This window comes from Rheinheimera sp. A13L (genome assembly GCF_000217935.1).
Classification (GTDB): domain Bacteria; phylum Pseudomonadota; class Gammaproteobacteria; order Enterobacterales; family Alteromonadaceae; genus Pararheinheimera.
Genome location: NZ_AFHI01000018.1, coordinates 1 through 18581 on the forward strand (window position 1 = coordinate 1; position 18581 = coordinate 18581).

Genomic DNA, 18581 nt, shown 5'->3' on the forward strand with positions numbered 1-18581 from the left:
TTTTGCAGAAGCAGCAAGCCGGAGTTTTTTATGGGTTTATTGTGGTTAGTCACGTTAATTTGGGCTTTTAGTTTCTCCTTAATTGGCGAATTTCTGGCAGGCCGGGTAGACCCTTATCTGGCTGTCAGCAGCCGCATGCTGTTGGCTCTGTTATTATTCCTGCCCTGGTTACTGAAAAGCACCAGTTCTAAACCTCAGGCTATGGCTCTTGCTGCCATAGGCGCTATCCAGTTGGGGCTGATGTACCTGCTGCTGTATCATAGTTTCCTGTATTTGAGCGTGGCCGAAGTACTGCTGTTTACCATTCTGACCCCCGCGTATATCTCGATACTGGATTACTTCTGGCGTTATAAAAAATTACACCTTCGTTGGTTAGGTCCTGCCCTGCTGGCCATTTTAGGTGCTTTAGTAATTCGGTATCAGAACTTAAGCTCAGATTTTTGGTGGGGGTTGCTACTGATACAGGCCGCCAACTTATGTTTTGCTTTTGGTCAGGTGGCGTACCGTCAACTGAACTTAGGCTCCACAGGCGCACAACGTTATAACTTTGGCTGGTTTTTTGTCGGCGCAACTATCACCAGCTTGCTGGCTACCGCTTTATTTGCCGACTGGAACAAAATGCCGACGACCACTCTGGATTACGGCATTTTAGTCTGGCTGGGTGTGGTGGCTTCAGGTTTAGGTTATTGGCTGTGGAATGCAGGAGCACGCCAGGTCAATGCTAACCAGTTGGCGGTGATGAATAACGTATTGATCCCGGCAGGCTTAGTGGTGAACTTTGTGTTTTGGCAACAAAACGTTAATTGGTTCACTTTATCTGCAGGTTCGGCTCTGATCTTAGCCAGTTTAGTTTGGGCAAGTCGGCAGAAGAATATGTAGGGGGGTGAGCTTCGCTCATGAGTCTGCTATTTCAGTGTCGATAAAACTACGTTGTCATCAACATTGGCTACAAATCGCAAACTCCAGTTGTACTTACTTTTTTGTTTGGACATAGACAGCATGCGCCAGGATAAGTCTGGTGCATTGAGTAAATGCCGCACTTCATCCACTTTAACTTCTCTTGGCACCATTATTTGCAACAGACAGATGTTATCTCTGCAGCCAAAGGCTTGTGGTTCCGCCTGAAACTTTTGCACTGCGGCTAACATCAGTTGCTCAAGCTTAAGCTCTGTTTCATGGTCAGCAGCTTTTTGCCTGGAGTAATGCAACTGCTCTGCTGCTTCAATAAAATTACGGCTTTTAAACACAACCTCAAGTTTAGAATGTAGCAAGCCACCGTCGTTATTGAGCAGTTTCAGATGCCAATTTTCGTGTAGGTCCAGAGTACATCCACGGCTATCCAGGCACAGCGATGAAGACAACTGAACAGCTTCAGATTGAGGCTCCTGCGCCATAAATCCCGAGACGAACTCAGTCTCTACCCTTGCTTTGATCTCATCAGTGGGTACCTTCTGTTGCGCAGGCTCTGGTATCACACTGACATTATCATCAATTCTGATTTCCGCCGCTGGTAGCAAAAAATTGCCCTTCACTATCAGCAGCCATATCACCAAGATTGCAACCGCAGCGAAAATCCATTTCATCACAACCTACTCCCATGGCTTAAACAAATTGGCTATTTCTGCTCAAAAGCCTTTTTGACAAAATTAGGCAAAGCCATAGCGGCCTGATGCACTTCGGCGTTGTAATACAGAGTTTCAAAAGCAGGATTTTGTGCAGCTTCAACCCGGAAGCCGTCGAATTTGGCTTCTTTACGGGCTAAAGTACAGGTCCACCAGCCGGATGGATACACCATTTGCGGGAACAGCAAACTCTGTAAATCGGCAAAACCAGCGTCTGACATCGCATCACGCATAGCTTTTAAAAGTGGCATATGAATAAGAGGTGATTCGCTTTGTTGCACTAAAATGCCACCTGGGCGCAGCGCTTTTAAGCAGCTCTCGTAGAAAGCTCTGTTAAATAAACCTTCACCAGGGCCTATAGGGTCAGTCGAATCGACAATCACCACATCCAAAGATTCTGGTTCTGCGTCACGCATAAACTGAATACCGTCGGCAAATTTCAACGTAGCGCGTGGGTCGTTATTCGATGCACAGAGCTCTGGGAAGTATTTTTCTGCCATGCGGGTGACTTGTTCGTCGATATCAATTTGCGTCACTTGTTCGATATCAGGGTGTTTTAATACTTCACGCAAAGTACCGCAGTCGCCGCCACCAATAATAACCACCTGTTTTGGATTCGGGTGAGTAAATAACACAGGGTGGCTTAACATTTCGTGATAAAGGAAATTGTCGCGGCTGCTTAGCATAATAACGCCGTCTATCACCATCAGATTGCCAAAGTGGGTGGTCTCAAACATTTCGATATGTTGAAAAGGCGACTGCACCTCATCCAGCTTTTTTGTAATGGCTAAACCAAAGGCACTACCACTGGCCGCAAAAATTTCGGTGAACCATTTATTGTCGCCCGACATACTTATCTCCTCAAAATAAACTAAGCTGGATGTCCCAGACTTGTATGAAACTGCACCTGCATTGGCTACGCCGTGCTGCAACTTCAATGACTTTGGGGGTATTTTGCCAGTCAGGGCACGATGAAACAAACTTTTCATGTTTTTTTCACTGCATTGGCTTTAAAATGGCGCATCATTTTTTTAAGGGCACGACAATGGCAGATTGGGGTATCGAAAAAGCACGATCCATATATAACGTAGCAGTCTGGAGTGAAGGCTATTTTGATGTGAACAACAATGGCGACCTGGTGGCCTATCCGGATCAGGACCATAAAAAACCCGGTATTAATTTCCCGGAACTGACTGCCCGTTTTAAAGAGGAAGGCTTAACCCTGCCCGTATTGGTACGTTTTACCGATATTCTGCAGCACCGTGTTGGCACCTTAATCAGCTCTTTTGCTCAGGCGAAAAAAGAACGTGAGTACAAAGGCGAATACACAGCCGTTTACCCTATCAAAGTAAACCAGCAATTTTCTGTAGTGAAAAAGCTGGTGAGCCATGACAGCGGCAAAGTAGGTTTAGAAGCAGGTTCCAAACCTGAGCTGATGGCTATTTTAGGTGTCACCGACAAACCTTTGCGTATTGTTTGTAACGGCTACAAAGACTCTGAGTTCCTGCGTTTAGCCACTATTGGCCAGATGATGGGCCATCAGGTGTATGTAGTAGTTGAAAAAATCACTGAATTAAAAACCTTAATCCGTGAAATCGACAGCTTAGGTCAGGCGCCTTTAATTGGTATCCGTATCAAGCTGAACTCTGTGGGTAAAGGCAAGTGGCAAAACACAGGTGGTGAAAAAGGCAAGTTTGGCTTAACAGCCACTCAGGTACTGCAAGCCATCGACATTTTGCGTGAAGCCGGCAAACTGGATCTGTTGCAGTTAGTGCATTTCCATATAGGCTCACAAATTGCCAATATCCGTGATATTCACAACGCGATTCGCGAATGTGCCCGTCACTATGCTGAACTGCGCACTTTAGGTGTACCTATCACTACGGTTGACGTAGGTGGTGGTTTAGGTGTGGATTACGAAGGTTCGAACTCACGTTCAGCCTGTTCGATGAACTACACCATGCTGGAATACGCTCGTAACGTGGTATATGGCTTAAAAGAAGTCTGTGACGAATACGACTTGCCGCATCCGAACATTATCACTGAGTCGGGCCGTGCTATGACAGCACACCACGCTGTGTTAATTACCGATGCAATAGACGTTGAACGTGCGCCAGGTTTGGTGAACATGCCAGAACCAAGCGAAGACTCGCCTGCTGTTATCTGGGCTTTATGGGATTCGTATAAAAACGTCACGCCACGTACAGCGGTAGAAGCCTACCACGATGCAGTGCATTATTTTACCGATGCGCATGCTCAGTATGTGCATGGTTTGCTGACGTTAAAAGACTGGTCGTTGCTGGAACAGATTTACTTTGCCACCATCAATAAAGTGAAAAACAAGCTGGACTTATCTTCGCGCTCACACCGTGATATTCACGATGAACTGAACGAAAAGTTAGCCGATAAGTTGTTTGTAAACTTCTCCTTGTTCCAGTCTATGCCGGATGCCTGGGGTATTGACCAGTTATTCCCTGTGATGCCACTGGAACGTATGGATGAGTCGCTGGAGCACCGCGCTATTATTCAGGACATTACCTGTGACTCAGACGGCGTACTGAAAAGTTATGCTGACGGTAACGGTATTGAATCCAGCTTGCCACTGCCTTCGTACAAAGAAGACTCGCAGTTCCTGCTGGGTATGTTTATGGTCGGCGCTTATCAGGAAATTCTGGGCGACTTGCATAACCTGTTTGGTGACACCGACTCAGTGCATGTTGAACTGGATGACGAAGGTGGTTACCGCCTGACCAATGCGATTAAAGGCGACACAGTGGCTGACGTTTTACGTTATGTACAGTTTGACGCGAAGAAGCTGCTTGCCTCTTATCAGAAGCAATTAGCACGGATGGACTTTACCCCAGAAATGCAGGCCTCTTATTTAGATGAGCTGAAATCCGGGGTTTATGGTTACACCTATTTCGAAGATTAAGGTAAACTTGCCACTGATCGGATGAGAGAAAAGCAGGTTTACCTGCTTTTCCTTTATAACCATTACCCAAATTAATTGAAGCTGCAGCGCGGCGACAAGCCACGAAACCCCATGAGCATAGGCCACTATGTGATTGGGGCGAGAGAGCGCGGTCAACAAAGCTGCAGTTTTAAGTAAGAAGGGTAAATTTGAGTGGTGACTGAATGCTGCACTTTTTACCAGCCCCAATACGTGGCTCGCTTTCTTTTCTGCTGTACTTTATCAACACTATTTTTTGGGCTACCCCTATTTTGATCCTGGCCATAGTGAAGTTGCCTCCGGTAAAAATCTGGCAAACCTGGATCACCTATTTACTGGACTTCTGTGCCACCAGTTGGATCACGTTAAATAACTTAACCAGCAGAACCTTTACCCGAATCCGTTGGGATATCAAAGGCATAGATAATTTAAGCGTCAAAGACTGGTATCTGGTGATGGCGAACCATCAGTCCTGGGTGGATATTCTGGTGCTGCAAAAAGTATTTAATCACAAAGCACCCTTTTTAAAGTTTTTCCTTAAAAAAGAACTGATTTATGTGCCTGTGATTGGCTTATGCTGGTGGGCGCTGGATTTTCCTTTTATGCAGCGTTTAACCGCCAAACAGCTGGCAGAAAAACCTGAACTCAAAGGCACTGATATTGCGACGACCCGCAAAGCGTGCGAAAAATTCCGTTACAAGCCAGTGTCTGTGATGAATTTCCTTGAAGGCACCCGTTTTACTCAACTTAAACATGACAAACAACAATCGCCTTTCACTCATTTGCTTAAACCTAAAGCCGGTGGTATTTCTTTTGTACTCAACGCTATGGGTGAACATTTGCATAAGCTGCTGGACGTGACCATTTGTTACCCCAAAGGCATTCCCACCTTCTGGGATTATATCTCAGGTAAAGTGCACGACATTAAAGTACGGGTCAGAGTATTGCCTATAGATCCAAACCTGATTGGTGATTATGAGGATCCGGTATTTAAGCAAAAATTTCAGAGCTGGGTGAATCAACTCTGGTTAGACAAAGATCTGTTATTAACAGAGCTGAAGCAAGGAGAGCAAAGCTGATGTTGCACTGGTTACCCGTGGTATTCAAAGCCCCTTTGGCATTTTTGCTGTTTAGCCTTAATCTGGCCTTGTGGGGTACTCTTGTTACACTCGTAGGCATAGCTAAACTGGTATCGCCAAGTACAGCAGCCAGAGCTTTCTGGTCTAAACCTGCACATTGGTGTTATCGCGGTTGGTCAAAATACAACAAACTGCTGATGGAGCTGTTTAATAAAGTGGAATGGCAAGTCAGTGGTGTAGCTGAACTGAAAAAAGACAGCTGGTATTTGCTGATCTCTAACCATAAAAGCTGGCTGGATATTCCGGTACTCAGCCAGTTTGCGTTAAACCGTATTCCTGAGCCTAAGTTCTTTTTAAAAGAAGAATTAAAATGGGTGCCTTTTATTGGTTCAGGCTCCTGGGCTTTGGATATGCCTTTTATGAAGCGTTACAGCCAGGCTCAGGTTGCCAAAAAACCAGAGCTGAAAGGCAAAGACATAGAAACAACACGTAAGTCTTGCGAAAAATTTAGAAACACCCCAACCACTATTATTAACTTTGTTGAAGGCTCACGTTTCACCCCAGAAAAACATAAGCAAAAACGTAGCCCATTCCGGCATTTGTTACCGCCCAAAGCCGGTGGTATTGCTTTTACTCTCGCCAGCATGGGGCAACAGTTTCATTCTGTTTTGGATGTCACCATTATGTATCCTGACAACCCGGGCCATGTGGCCATAGATATGCTGTGTGGCCGTTTAAAACGGGTGGTTGTGCTGGTTGAAGTTCTGCCTGTTGATCATGAAATCATTGGCGATTATTTTAACGACGAATCCTTCAGAGTCGCCTTTCAAAATTGGCTGAATCAACGTTGGCTGAAAAAAGATCAGGCAATAGCGGCTTATCAACAACCAGAAACTTCAGCTTCGGAAAACGCCTTGTGTTAGACCTGTATTTACAAAAGTGTGTCAGCTACTTTGGCCTGACTATGCCTCCGGAGCATTTGGTAATGCTCTCTATCCGGCTCTTGTTGGCTTTGTGCTTATTAGGCCTGCTTTTTACGTTAACCAGACGTTATCTGTTACCTGCGATAGCTCATCTGCTGGATAAAGTGGATAGCGAACTGCAACAACAAACCCAACCACAACGACTGCAACTGGCCACTCATGTCGCGCATTTAATGCCTGCAGTAGTGCTGATTAGCTCAGCGGAGAAGTTTTTCCAGCATTGGCCTGAGTTTATGTCTATTGTGCATTTGGGTCTTTGGATTTATCTCTATTGTTTTGCCGGTTTAGCCTTTGCTGCCCTGATCAATTTTGCCACCACCATTTATACAGCTGTAGGCCGCCAGAGCAGCGTGCCTTACCTGGGCCTGGCTCAGGTGCTAAAGCTGCTCGATTTTATTGTCGTCAGCATTTTGATCCTGAGCACCCTGCTGGATAAATCTCCGGTGTATTTGCTCAGCGGTTTAGGTGCTTTAACTGCAGTTTTGTTGCTGGTATTTAAAGACACTATTTTAGGTTTAGTCGCCAGTATTCAGTTAGCCACCAATAATATGGTGACGACAGGTGACTGGATTGAAATGCCAAAATACGGTGCAGATGGCTCTGTTATTGAAGTGGCACTCACCACGGTAAAAATACAAAACTGGGACAATACTATTACCACTATCCCTACCTACGCGCTGATTTCTGACTCCTTTAAAAACTGGCGGGGTATGCAACAATCCGGTGGCCGCCGTATTAAAAGAGCCATCAAAATTGATATTCACAGCATAGGTTTTCTGGACGAGCAGGAAAAACAGCAGCTGTTGGACGATCCGATAGTGCAGCCATTTTTCGCCACGGAGCAAGCCAAAGAATTGATGCAGCAGTCTCATCTGACTAATCTGAAGCTGTTTCGTCACTACACCCAATGGTTGCTGGAACAAAACCCGGATATCAATCAGAACATGACCTTGATGGTGCGCCAGCTGGAACCCAACGAAGTAGGTTTACCGCTGGAAATTTATTGCTTTAGTTCAGATAAAATCTGGGCCAATTATGAACAGATTCAGGCTGAGATTTTTGAAAACCTGCTGGCTACTTTGCCACTCTTTACCCTAAGCGCTTTCCAGCGCCTTGGCAGCGAACAGAGAAAATATCAGAACCTTTAGTGGCTGCCGTTTTCTGTGCTGTGCCCGGCATAAAGTATGGCTGCTACTTTATGTTGGGCTACAACCCTTTCTATATCAGCGCCTTACAGCACAGCTTGTCAGCTGCATGCTCATCGTAAAACATTTGCCTGAACCTGCAGTTCACAATAAACTCAGTCTGCTGCCCTGGAACCGCATTTACAGCAGTTGGGATCACAACTCAGGTGGTTGTCCATCATGGCAGAAGATGCCGTCAATCAACTGAAGGAAAAGGTAAAACTAACGCATGACTGAACATTGCCACATCTTATTGATTGAGGATGACCAGTGGCTCAGGGAAGGGTTAAAACTATTTTTAGTATCAAAGCACTTTAAAGTGACTGCAGTTGATACTTTGGCTGGAGCAAGAGCTGTGCTTAGCCAGGCTACTGAGCCGTATCCGGTACGTTTGATCGTCTCAGACATCTCATTACCAGACGGTTCTGCTCTGAGCTTATTTGACGAGCTTTATGCAGAGACAGCTATAGGTAAAATTTTCATCTCAGCTCATACCTCAGAACAAGAGCGTATTCAGGGCTTACAAACCGGAGCCGATGATTACCTTTGCAAACCTATATCGCCTGAAGAGTTAGTATTGCGTATCAAAGCAGTATTACGCCGTTTGCATCTGGATTGTGATGAAACCACTGAAATTAATTTCCTGCACTATCAGCTGAATCCTGAAAGTCGGATCCTGAGTTACGAAAATACGCAGATGCAATTAAGCGGTGCTGAACATCAGTTGCTACTCCAGCTGTTGGCCCGCCAAGGTAAAATTGTATCCAGAGAAATGCTGTTTTCAGGCCTGGAAAATACTCAGATTTATCAGCAAGGCAGAGCTTTGGATATTCTGGTCTCCAGACTCAGGCGTAAAATGCTTGGCGCGGTGAATCAGGTCGATCCCATCATCACTTACCGTGGTAAAGGCTATATGTTGCTGCAACAAAACTAATTTATGTATGTATGTATGCAACGCAAAAAACCGCCGAAGCGGTTTTTTGTTTATTAAGGATCTTGTCAGAAACGACGGATCAAGCCTAACTGCGCAGTACGCATATCTGCATTTCCAACATCGTAATAACTGGCCCCTAACTTCAGTGACCAGTGCTCTGTCAGCTTTATTTGCCCTTGTACTTCAACAAAAGCTACAGTTTCATTTTGGTCCTGTCTGGATAGCAGCGCAGAATCAACAAATTTGTCCTGTATTTCCATTTGCCATACACCCAGCCTGACCCCAGGCTTAAACCATTCCGCAGTGGTCACTGGCTGCCACAACAGACTCAACTCAATTCCATTGCCCGAAATGGGCCACACAGCTTCCAGATCGCTGGCTTCTGTGCCCGGTGCTACGTCTGAAAACAGCGTGGTGATCTCACCAGCATCCAGCCAACCCAATTCAATGGAAAGAGTTTCTGCAAATTGGTACCCACTATAAAAACGGTATCCTGCTCTGCTTTTGTTATCCACAACAGCAGTCCCTGCTATACCTGCACCATTCATTGCCTGGGTGATCTCTGCTGAATCGGCGTCACTATTGACCGACATCAGATCCACCCCCAAATACAGTGGCTGAGCAGACAAGCTCAGCGGCAGTACAGCCGCTACAGCCACCAGACTTTTGCGTATTCTGAAGGCTGCAATACCAGCGAACAGCAGACTCAACATTCCACCCATACTACCTCCGGATTTAGCAGTGACATCTTTTGGTGGTACTGGCGGCGGTGGAGGCAGAACCACCACTTCAGCCACGGCAAGTACACCAGGGTCACGGATCACACTGTTGGCCACACCATCATCATCATTCGGACCACCGTCCTGAATGGTTAAACGCACACAGCCATGGCCTGCCGTTAAACCACTGGTCCAGTTGTCGGACGATACGCCAGGGCATTGGCCCAATATATCGCGGGCAGCGCTATCAATGCGGTTTGCCGTATTAACCTCAAAGTTCTGCCACTGGCCATTGATAAATTTACGCCAGATTGCATTCGCTGGAATACTGGTGCCTGCTGGTAGCGGAATAGCTACAGGCACAACTTCACCCGGATTTTCTAAACCCAGCACATCAAAGTTAATCACCAGACCTTGCTGCACAAAGCCTGAATCATTTAACGACTCATCACTCAAGGCCATACCAAACTGGCCTGTGCTCCAGGATTGCTCTTCCGTTAAAGCCCCCAAAGTCAGTTGATACTGATTTGGCACTTCAGCATACAAAGCCTGTGCACCATCAGCCTGACAAGAGCCAACCCGGTTTTCTTCCGTCACATTAGGGCAAAGTGGTAAACGGTTTGGCGTATCGGCAAAGCTATTTTGCGCTGCAGGAATACCTGAAGTGCCAGCCCCTGCACAACTTTCCACCGGACAGCCTGCAATCACACGCAAGGCCAAATCATATTGGCCCGTGCGGCCATTCGCTGACTGACCTTCGACAGTGATGGTATAACGGCCTTCCGCCAGACTTGCAGGGTCAAAACTGGCCGTTGCACCAGAAACCTGCAAGGTCAGACCTGAAGCACTCCAGCTGTAATTTGCTTCTGTGGCGTTCAGTTCACTTACAGACAGATTGACCAGTCCGGACGTTTGAGTAACCACATAAGTTTCAGCATTGTCTTGAGTGGCTTTCACTGTCAAGGCTAAGGCAGGAACTTCTTGCTGCAGCGCCAAATTATGCACCGCAGGAGTACCCAACAAGGCATTACTCATACCGGCTTCCTGCACTATCAAGCGGGCTACATTTGCCGTTGCAGTGACAGTATAAGTGCGTAGTAACTTATGTTCAGCCGTAAACTGGACCTGTTGCAGCTCTGAAGTCACGCCATCTTTAAGTACTGCTGCGTTCACCGGATAGTCAACAGGTTCATCACTCAACCAAACCCGAACTGTTGTGGCTACATCTCGCTGCACAGGCTGCTGGCTTGACGTAAAGGCAAGGTATGGGAAGACGTTATACACCACCTGCACCAGTTCGCCTGAGACAGCATCAACAAATTCCAGCGTATAACGGCCGGTACGCTGCGCACTAAATATATAACTGCCATCATCCTGCATTGTCAGTAGTTCTTCGGCATCTGCCAGCTCAAGTTCAGACTCCACACCAGAGCGCACCACTGTTGCGCCTAGCAGCGTTTTTGTACCTGCACCACTGATGAAACTAAAACGGCTGGTACCATTACTGGCTAAGGCCACATCGGTATCTTTTTCTACCTGAGTAAATGGATACACAGTGACAGCTATAGCACAGGCTTCGGTAATAGCCGAGGTGACAATCTGATCACCTGAGACCGCCGCCTGGCAAGAGCCAGCTAATACCACTATATCGTCGGCATTGGTCAGACTGAGCTTAACTGTTGCAGTACTGCCATAATTCACCAACTGAGTTGCAGGGCTGATACTGGCTTCTCCCGTCACAGTGGCCGTTACCGTCAGCTGAATTTGCTCGTACAACGCAGTCAGCTTCAGGTTCTGCGCTGGCATAGTGGCAGGAACCGCCGGCTCCCAGCGGGTAAAGGTATAGCCTTCCCGAGTCGGGTTAGCCGGTGCTGTTATTGCCGCACCAAAGTTGGCACTGATTGGCGCAACCGCTGAACCTCCTGCGCTATCAAAGGTGATGGTGTAACTATTGACAGTCCACTGTGCTTTCACAGTGGTATTAACCGCCGGCATAGTGGTTGGCACTGAGGGTGTCCAGCCTGCAAAGGTATAACCTTCACGTATTGGATCAGCCGGAGCTTTTACTGCTGCACCAAAGTTGGCACTGATTGGCGCTATGGCAGAACCACCTGCACTATCAAAAGTGATGGTATAGGTGTTTGCAGTCCACTGTGCTTTCACAGTGGTATTGGCCGCAGGCATAGTGGTTGGCACTGAGGGTGACCAGCCTGTAAAGGTATAACCTTCGCGTGTCGGAGCTGCCGGAGCTTTTATGTCTGTACCAAAGTTAGCACTGATAGACGCTACCGCTGAACCACCTGCGCTATCAAAAGTGATGGTGTAACTGTTCACAGTCCACTGTGCTTTCACAGTTTTATTCCCAGCTGGCATGGTAGCCGGTACTGAGGGTGACCAGCCTGTAAAGGTATAACCTTCGCGTGTCGGGGCTGCCGGAGCTGTTACCGCTGCACCAAAGTGAGCACTGATAGGCGCAACAGCTGAACCACCTGCGCTATCAAAAGTGATGGTATAGGTGTTTGCAGTCCACTGAGCTGTTAAGGTGATATTAGCTGCAGGCATAGTGGCCGGTAGTGCCGGACTCCAACCTGCAAAACTATAACCTTCACGTGTCGGAGCTGCCGGAGCTGTTACCGCTGCACCAAAGTTGGCAGTAACAGGCGCCACAGCTGAACCACCAGCACTGTCAAAAGTAATGGTGAAGCTACTAATAACAGTCCACTGAGCGGTAAAAGTGGTATTGGCTGCAGGCATAGTGGTTGGCACTGACGGTGTCCATCCCGCAAAGCTATAACCGTCTCGAGTCGGGTTAGCTGGGGCCGTTACCGCTGCGCCAAAGTTGGCACTGATAGGAGCTACTGCAGAACCACCTGCGCTATCAAAGGTCAATGTGTAACTGTTAATGCTATATTGAGCCTGGACTGTCAAGACAGAGCTAATGTTGTTAAATGGAACACTCCATCCTGTAAAGGAGTAGCCTGTTCGGACAGGAGAGGTTGGAGCTACTGCGGCAGCTCCTGAGGCCACCTGTTGGGTACTCAGCACTGTATTATCCCAGTCAACAAAATTCACGGTAAAAAGATCGGCTTTTACGACAGTGACCACAATAGAAGAAACCGCGCTGGTATTGTCGCCATCAGAAACCATAAAACTAATGGTGCGCTTAGATGTATCACCAGTGTTTAACGTAGGATCGGCTCCAGCCTGATAGGTCAGGCTTCTGAGCACCGATTGATAATCCGCAAGGGAAGCAACACCACTAAGAGACAAAACACCGGTTGCAGAATCATATGAAGCAGCAATGCCCGCTACTGTTTGCACTGCAAGAGTATCAGTAGTAATAAAACCAGAAGAAATAGAAACCTGAGCTGAGACAAGGTTCGGACTGTCAGAATCCAGAACAGCAAGCTGGCTATCCAAAACAACAGCGGACCCGGAAACCGCAGCAGACTGACTGGTGACAGATAACCTGACCGCTGGTGTTGGTAGCGAAAAAACAACCAGACTGGCACTGTTTTGTGCAGCTACATATAAATGGCGGTTTAAAGGGTCTGTCGACATACCGGAGGGCGCGCTAAAATTAGTGACGCCGTTGACAGAGTTCACCACTTGACTGTTGAAACTCAATAACCCTGTGGTTGAGTCGCGTAAAAACGCTGTTACAGAGCTGGAATTGATTGCACTGACCAGTACATATTTACCATCTGGGCTAATGGTCAGGCTACGGGCTCCTTGCATATTGGTCACACCATCAACACCATGAGTTACTTTGGCAAGGTAAGTTAATTCACCTGAGGTGCTGTTAACACTAAAAATGGCAACTGAAGACTCCCCCTGCCCGGTGACATAAAGATGCTTACCATCAGGAGAAAGTTTTGCTGAAGAGGCAGCCTGCAGACCATCTACAGAAGCAACATTATCTGTGTAAACGGAAACCAGAGTCAGAGCACCAGTAGTGGTATTCCGGCTAAACAAAGACACAGCGTTATCTGTTGTTGAAGTGACATAAACAAATTTGCCATCAGCGCTCGAAGCGATATTTTTAATAGGACTGCCTGTTGGGCTGAATACCTGACCTAAAGCATTGCCATTGACGTTATCAGCGTAATCAGCCAGCCGGGTAATAGCGCCCGTGCTAGCGTCACGACTAAACACCACAAGACCACTGGGTGAACCACCAATACCATACACAGTTTTAGCATCAGGACTTGTGCTGACTGAGACAAAACCTCCGGTTGGGCTACCACCTAATCTGTTAGTTTCTGTTAATTCACCTGTCGTCAAGTCTCTGGAAAAAGCGATAACAACACTTCCGGTAGGCGAAGCCACATACACACTTTTATTGTCGGCGCTTACATCCACACTAAATGCAGCAGAAAGTCCTGTTTTTGTACTTCGATAGGTTAACTGGCCTGTGTCCGGGTTTCGCTCAAACACACTGACTGCAGAAGCCTGATAGGATGCAGTGTAAACAAACTTACCGTCGGGGCTGACAGCTACATCACTGATGCCGCTCAGCCCAGCCACACCATTGACATTATTGGTGTAAGACTCCAGATAAGTCACGGCATTAGCAAAGGATGGAGCAACCCCCACAACCAAATTCAGCAACGTCCCTAAAGCTAAAACCTTAAAAAACTTCTGCAACCAATTCATCCACGCCTCCCAATAACCTTATGGCTATCATAATTCTTACGATCTACATCAATTGATGCCCCACACTGCAAACTAACTATAATCAACCGCTTGTTTCTTGCCAGTCCAAAAGGAAACCTATTCAGATACTGCTCCAAAACCTCTTTGTATGCTTTCGCACCAGCACAATGCACCAACAATAATTGCCGGACCCAGAGTTGAAGATTAGATGAACCTTAACCTTCCGGAGCATTCACTGCAGCGCCATAAAGTCAGCAGATCTTTAATCAGCCGATAAACTTCAGAAAAACAAAGACGGGTAAAACATAGAGTTACCAGATTGTGTTTGATAAAAATGATAAAAACAAACAATACAACAAGCCCAATGTAACGCTTTGTAACAGCCTAGTACATCTGGCGGAGTTTGCAGGCGCTAATCAGTAAATTGCGGGGAGTAAGTTGGTAATCGCAGAATTGTTTCACCTGTACCTGATAACCTTGTTGTTGCAAAAACAAGGCTCTGTCCAGCACCAGCCATTGCTCCAGCAAAGGCCGGAACAAGGAGCGTACCAGTTGCATTTTTTGCACTAACAGATGCCGTTGTTGCCCAAGTTGCAGATAATAATCCCAGCGGGTGTCCGCTGGGATCTGCCATTGATGTTGTCCGGCCGCCCAGTGGGCAAAGGCACTGAATTCACCACTAAACCAATGTTTAGGCACTGAAGATAAAGGCCGGTAGTCGGTGACTTTTTGCAAAGCCTGATACAACTCCTGATAAGCCAGACGCCACAGCACTTCAGTCTGGCGCAAACGTGTCACCCGCTCACCTGCTGTTACCTGAGCCTGCACCGCCAGTTTTAGTTCATCCCGGTTTAACTGACCTAATCTGCTGTGCTGTGCCAAAGTGGATAAAGCCTGATACTGCTCTGAAGCAATTAAATGATAACAACAAGGCACTATATCCAGTTGCTCTGTCCCTGCCTGGCTTGCCAGTTGCAGCAAGCGAATATGCAAGTCGCCACAGGCATGCAAAGCCACTATCTGCTGCTCTGTGTTGAGGTGTTTAGACGCTTCTTCCGACAACACATCAGCCTGAATAAAACCCTGTGGCAGCTTTAGCTTTTTGGCCTGCTGCTGACCTTCACTACAAAGCTGGGGTTGCCATTCCAGACTTGTTACTTTTCGCTGCATACGAAAAGAAAGCCAGCGCCCTAAATGGCCTTTGCCAGCACACCATTCCAGCACAGGCAAATCACTTTGTTGCATCTGCAAAGCAAAGGTTTGAATTTGTTCCAGTTTTCGCCCTTTAATATCACGACTGAACCAAAAAGGCACTGCAGTCTGATCTGTCACTTTTTCCTGTGTTAACTCAAAAGGGCTGAACTGATTTAACTCGGGGAAAAACTCAGAGAAATAGCTACGGCGATACACTTCATCCTGATCCAGACGATCTATTTCTACAGGTTCAATCTGCTGTAAATGCTGACCTAACTTTGTATCAGCCCATGGCAAACTGGTTAAATGAAAAGGGCTAAAACGCCAGAACTGCTGATACTGACTTAATAACAAATCCAACTGCAAAAACTGTTCAGACAAAAGCTGAGGCATAAGCGAATAAACTATCTGTGGCGCTATCGAATGCCGACACTATACCACTGCACAGTCAAAAAGCTGTGCTGCCATTTTCTGCAGTTTTTCTGAAACAGAGTCCGACTTGAACTGGCATCAGCGCTAAAAATCATGCACACTCAGATCTATAAGTATGACCCGATAAAGAGATATTCAGGTGACAGAACTCAAACGTATTATGCATGTAGAAGACGATCCTTCTATTCAGGCTGTGGCCAAAGTAGCACTGGAAGTGGTAGGTGGTTTCACCGTTGAAACCTGCAGTGGTGGTGAAGAGGCTTTAAATACTTTTCACGCTTTCCAGCCTCAGCTGATTTTGCTGGATGTGATGATGCCTGGTATGGATGGTCCCAGCACGTTAAAGAAGATGCAGGCTGATTTTGATTTAAGCCAAATTCCTGTAGTTTTTATGACAGCCAAAGTACAGGCCAATGAAATTGAATCTTACAAAGATTTAGGCGCCGCTGATGTGGTAGTCAAACCTTTTGACCCTATGACTTTGTCTGATCAAATACGCGAGATCTGGCAGAAGCTTCAGGGGTCAAAGTCTTGACTCTGACCCCAGAGCTGAATTCGACAGGAGGGTCATAGCCTAAGCTCTGACCTTTTTTTACTCTTTATCCTGCCGCTGTTGCTCTACTTGCTCAAATAACTGCTGCAAATCCTGCTCATACTGCTGCATAGTTTTGCCCTGGCCCAGATAAAAAGGTAAAGGCAAGATACGAGGATCGTAACGCAAGCTGCGCTCAAAAGGCGATGGTGGTGTCAGCAAGCTGGCCCATTGACCTGAGGTGGCTAATAAAGCCACAGCCAAAGCTACAGCTGTCTGAGCACGCAAAGACCAGTGAGTTGCCAGCCAAAAATTACCACTAAACAAAGCCACTAAGATCAAAGTGTATCCAATAACCTCAACCACCTGAGCCACACCGGAACCATCCAGATTAAAGCCCAGCCAATAACAGAAGGCTCCCCACAAAGTACTGCAAGCGACGGCCGCATAGGTCAGGCTTAACTGAGGTAAAAAATGACTTTCCTGCTGGTTAAACCGGCTCCACAACGCCAGAATGGCAGGCCAGATACAAAACAACAGCAGATTCCTTGGGATTTCCAACAAACGCGCTGGCCACATCTGTTCCAGTTGTTTTGGCAATGTCAGCCAGATTTCCACCACCTGATCAGCAGCAAGTATCAAGGCAAACAACAGGATAAAAGCCCAGTGCCCCATAGCCTGTAATTTCTGCCCCATCACGCTGAATGGCAACGTATCGGCCACAGGGTGAGCATCATCATACAAACGTAATGCCTGTTCCCCCAGCCAACAGATTTCACCTGAACGTAACGGCTCTTTAGCCACTACAACTTTGCGTCCGGACACAAAACTGCCATTGACTGAACTTAAATCTTCTAGCCACCAGTAACCCTCTTCATCCTGCTGCAGCGTTGCATGATAAGGGCAAACGTGTTTATTAAATAAAATCACGTCATTATCAAAAGCCCGGCCAAGACGCACCTGATGTTGCAAAAATTTGTGCCGCTCAATGACTTTTTGCTGCTTATTCAGTACTTCCACTATTACTGCCATACCACAGCTCCAATAAACTTACGGCTGAACTCTAAAGCGATTTGCTGATCCACGCCTGACAAAGTGAAGTGGCTGATCACGCCTTGTTGCTGGTGGTCCATCGAGGCTGAAATATAAGCTACATCAAATAATTGCGGATAGTTACGATAAGCCCTGATACAAAATATGGCTTTAGCATGTTGCCCTTCCAGCGGGCTTAACAGCTGGTTCTGACAGGAAAAGGCGGTCACATCATCCTGAGCTGCTCTGTTATCAGCATTCATCTGGCTGATGCTGAACTGATAACGGCGGAAAAATTGTAGTGGATGTAGGTCTTTAGCCTGGATCCATTCAAACTGCATTTCAATGCGGCCTGTACTGAATTCTGACGATAAAAAGATTTCTTCCGGTTGATTACAGAAGGCATTCACCCTTTTGATATCGTCTTTGTCTTTTTCTACATTGGACATACCCCAGCAGCGGATAAAAGGCACGATTTCGTCCGGCACTGTGGCAGGACCAAAGTTTTTCAGTTGCCAGTCGGCCTGCAGAATTTGCTGAAACATGCGTTGCTGGTTGCCGATCAGTTGCTGCTGAATATCCTGTTTTAAATCAGCCACTACAGCTTTTTCCAGCAGCGCTTTTAAAGCAGCCGCTGGTACTAAAAAACCTAAATCGTTGCCGGCTGAAGCTACGTTTACTCCAATAACTTCACCAGTCTCATTCACCGCCGGGCCACCACTCATACCGCTGTTAATAGCGCCGGTAAAATGAATACGAGGGTAAAAGCTGTGTTTTTGCAGACCGTTGTAAGTTCCAGGCACCACTATTAAGCCTAAATCATGCGGGTTGCCCAGTGAATAAACTGTCGCGCCCTGCACTGGAGTTTGCTGTTGTAACTGGAAACTTTTGGCCGCTTTGTAGTCAGTTTTTAGTAAAGCCAAATCATTGATCACATCTACTGCTACTATTTCAAGTACGCCTTTTTGCTGGTTTTGTGCCAGAAACTCCAGCTGATACTTTTGCGGAAACAATACAGCTTCGGACACCACATGGTAGTTGGTGACCACCAAATCTGAATCGTGCAATAAAAAACCACTGCCTATCGCTGACTTAGCGCCTGAGGCATGTTCCAGCACTTTAATTTGCAACAAGGCATCAGCATAATCGGCAAATACTTTTTCGGCCACAGCAGCACTGTAGCTTTGCGCTGACCAACAGCACAGAACCAGCCACACCAGGCTGGTCCATGTTTTTTTCAGCATAGGGAGTCCTTTCAAAAAAT

Annotated in this window: 13 protein-coding genes; 7 read left to right on the forward strand and 6 right to left on the reverse strand. The window is 46.7% G+C overall.

The genetic code is table 11. The features are described 5' to 3' along the window. Positions 1-879, forward strand: an 879-nt coding sequence (locus RHEIN_RS10995; protein WP_337456971.1) for an EamA family transporter, incomplete at its 5' end; no start/stop codon positions are given. 26 nt (positions 880-905) lie between these two features. Here the strand turns inward: RHEIN_RS10995 and RHEIN_RS11000 are convergent. Both RHEIN_RS11000 and speE read right to left on the reverse strand, forming a co-directional pair. Then, positions 906-1586 (reverse strand): hypothetical protein, encoded by a 681-nt coding sequence (locus RHEIN_RS11000; protein ID WP_139056449.1) that lies wholly within the window; start codon positions 1584-1586, stop codon positions 906-908. A gap of 29 nt (positions 1587-1615) precedes the next feature. Further along, complete coding sequence (gene speE / locus RHEIN_RS11005; RefSeq protein WP_008899047.1) at positions 1616-2473, reverse strand: polyamine aminopropyltransferase; 858 nt, start codon at positions 2471-2473, stop codon at positions 1616-1618. 194 nt (positions 2474-2667) lie between these two features. On the opposite strand from speE, the gene speA reads away from it, so the two are divergent. The 5 genes from speA to RHEIN_RS11030 all read left to right on the forward strand — a co-directional run bounded on the left by speA (position 2668) and on the right by RHEIN_RS11030 (position 8752). After that, positions 2668-4554 (forward strand): biosynthetic arginine decarboxylase, encoded by a 1887-nt coding sequence (speA, locus tag RHEIN_RS11010; protein WP_008899048.1) that lies wholly within the window; start codon positions 2668-2670, stop codon positions 4552-4554. A gap of 203 nt (positions 4555-4757) precedes the next feature. Next, positions 4758-5651: an acyltransferase gene (locus tag RHEIN_RS11015; protein ID WP_008899049.1), complete on the forward strand. Its 894-nt coding sequence runs from the start codon at positions 4758-4760 to the stop codon at positions 5649-5651. After that, complete coding sequence (locus tag RHEIN_RS11020; protein ID WP_008899050.1) at positions 5651-6574, forward strand: acyltransferase; 924 nt, start codon at positions 5651-5653, stop codon at positions 6572-6574. The genes RHEIN_RS11015 and RHEIN_RS11020 overlap by 1 nt, the downstream gene beginning before the upstream one ends. Next, positions 6568-7782, forward strand: coding sequence for a mechanosensitive ion channel family protein (locus tag RHEIN_RS11025; protein ID WP_040555042.1), 1215 nt, complete (start codon positions 6568-6570; stop codon positions 7780-7782). Before RHEIN_RS11020 ends, RHEIN_RS11025 begins: the two co-directional genes overlap by 7 nt. Before the next feature lie 265 nt (positions 7783-8047). After that, positions 8048-8752 carry a response regulator transcription factor gene (locus RHEIN_RS11030; RefSeq protein WP_008899052.1) on the forward strand — a complete coding sequence of 235 codons (705 nt, stop codon included), beginning with the start codon at positions 8048-8050 and terminating at the stop codon, positions 8750-8752. Positions 8753-8817: 65 nt separating this feature from the next. On the opposite strand, the gene RHEIN_RS11035 is transcribed toward RHEIN_RS11030, so the two are convergent. Continuing rightward, positions 8818-14127 carry an InlB B-repeat-containing protein gene (locus RHEIN_RS11035; protein WP_008899053.1) on the reverse strand — a complete coding sequence of 1770 codons (5310 nt, stop codon included), beginning with the start codon at positions 14125-14127 and terminating at the stop codon, positions 8818-8820. 384 nt (positions 14128-14511) lie between these two features. Further along, a complete protein-coding gene (locus RHEIN_RS11040) occupies positions 14512-15714 on the reverse strand; it encodes a methyltransferase (protein ID WP_008899054.1) in 1203 nt (400 codons plus the stop codon). 178 nt (positions 15715-15892) lie between these two features. Between RHEIN_RS11040 and RHEIN_RS11045 the strand changes: the two genes are divergently transcribed. Then, positions 15893-16288, forward strand: a complete 396-nt coding sequence (locus tag RHEIN_RS11045; protein ID WP_008899055.1) for a response regulator — start codon at positions 15893-15895, stop codon at positions 16286-16288. A gap of 57 nt (positions 16289-16345) precedes the next feature. Here the strand turns inward: RHEIN_RS11045 and RHEIN_RS11050 are convergent, their stop codons facing one another. Both RHEIN_RS11050 and RHEIN_RS11055 read right to left on the reverse strand, forming a co-directional pair. Next, the gene (locus RHEIN_RS11050; RefSeq protein ID WP_008899056.1) at positions 16346-17317 is read right to left on the reverse strand and encodes an FHA domain-containing protein; all 972 of its coding nucleotides are present in this window, start codon (positions 17315-17317) and stop codon (positions 16346-16348) included. Beyond that, positions 17308-18561, reverse strand: a complete 1254-nt coding sequence (locus RHEIN_RS11055; RefSeq protein WP_008899057.1) for a S1 family peptidase — start codon at positions 18559-18561, stop codon at positions 17308-17310. The genes RHEIN_RS11050 and RHEIN_RS11055 overlap by 10 nt, the downstream gene beginning before the upstream one ends. Positions 18562-18581 lie beyond the last annotated feature (20 nt).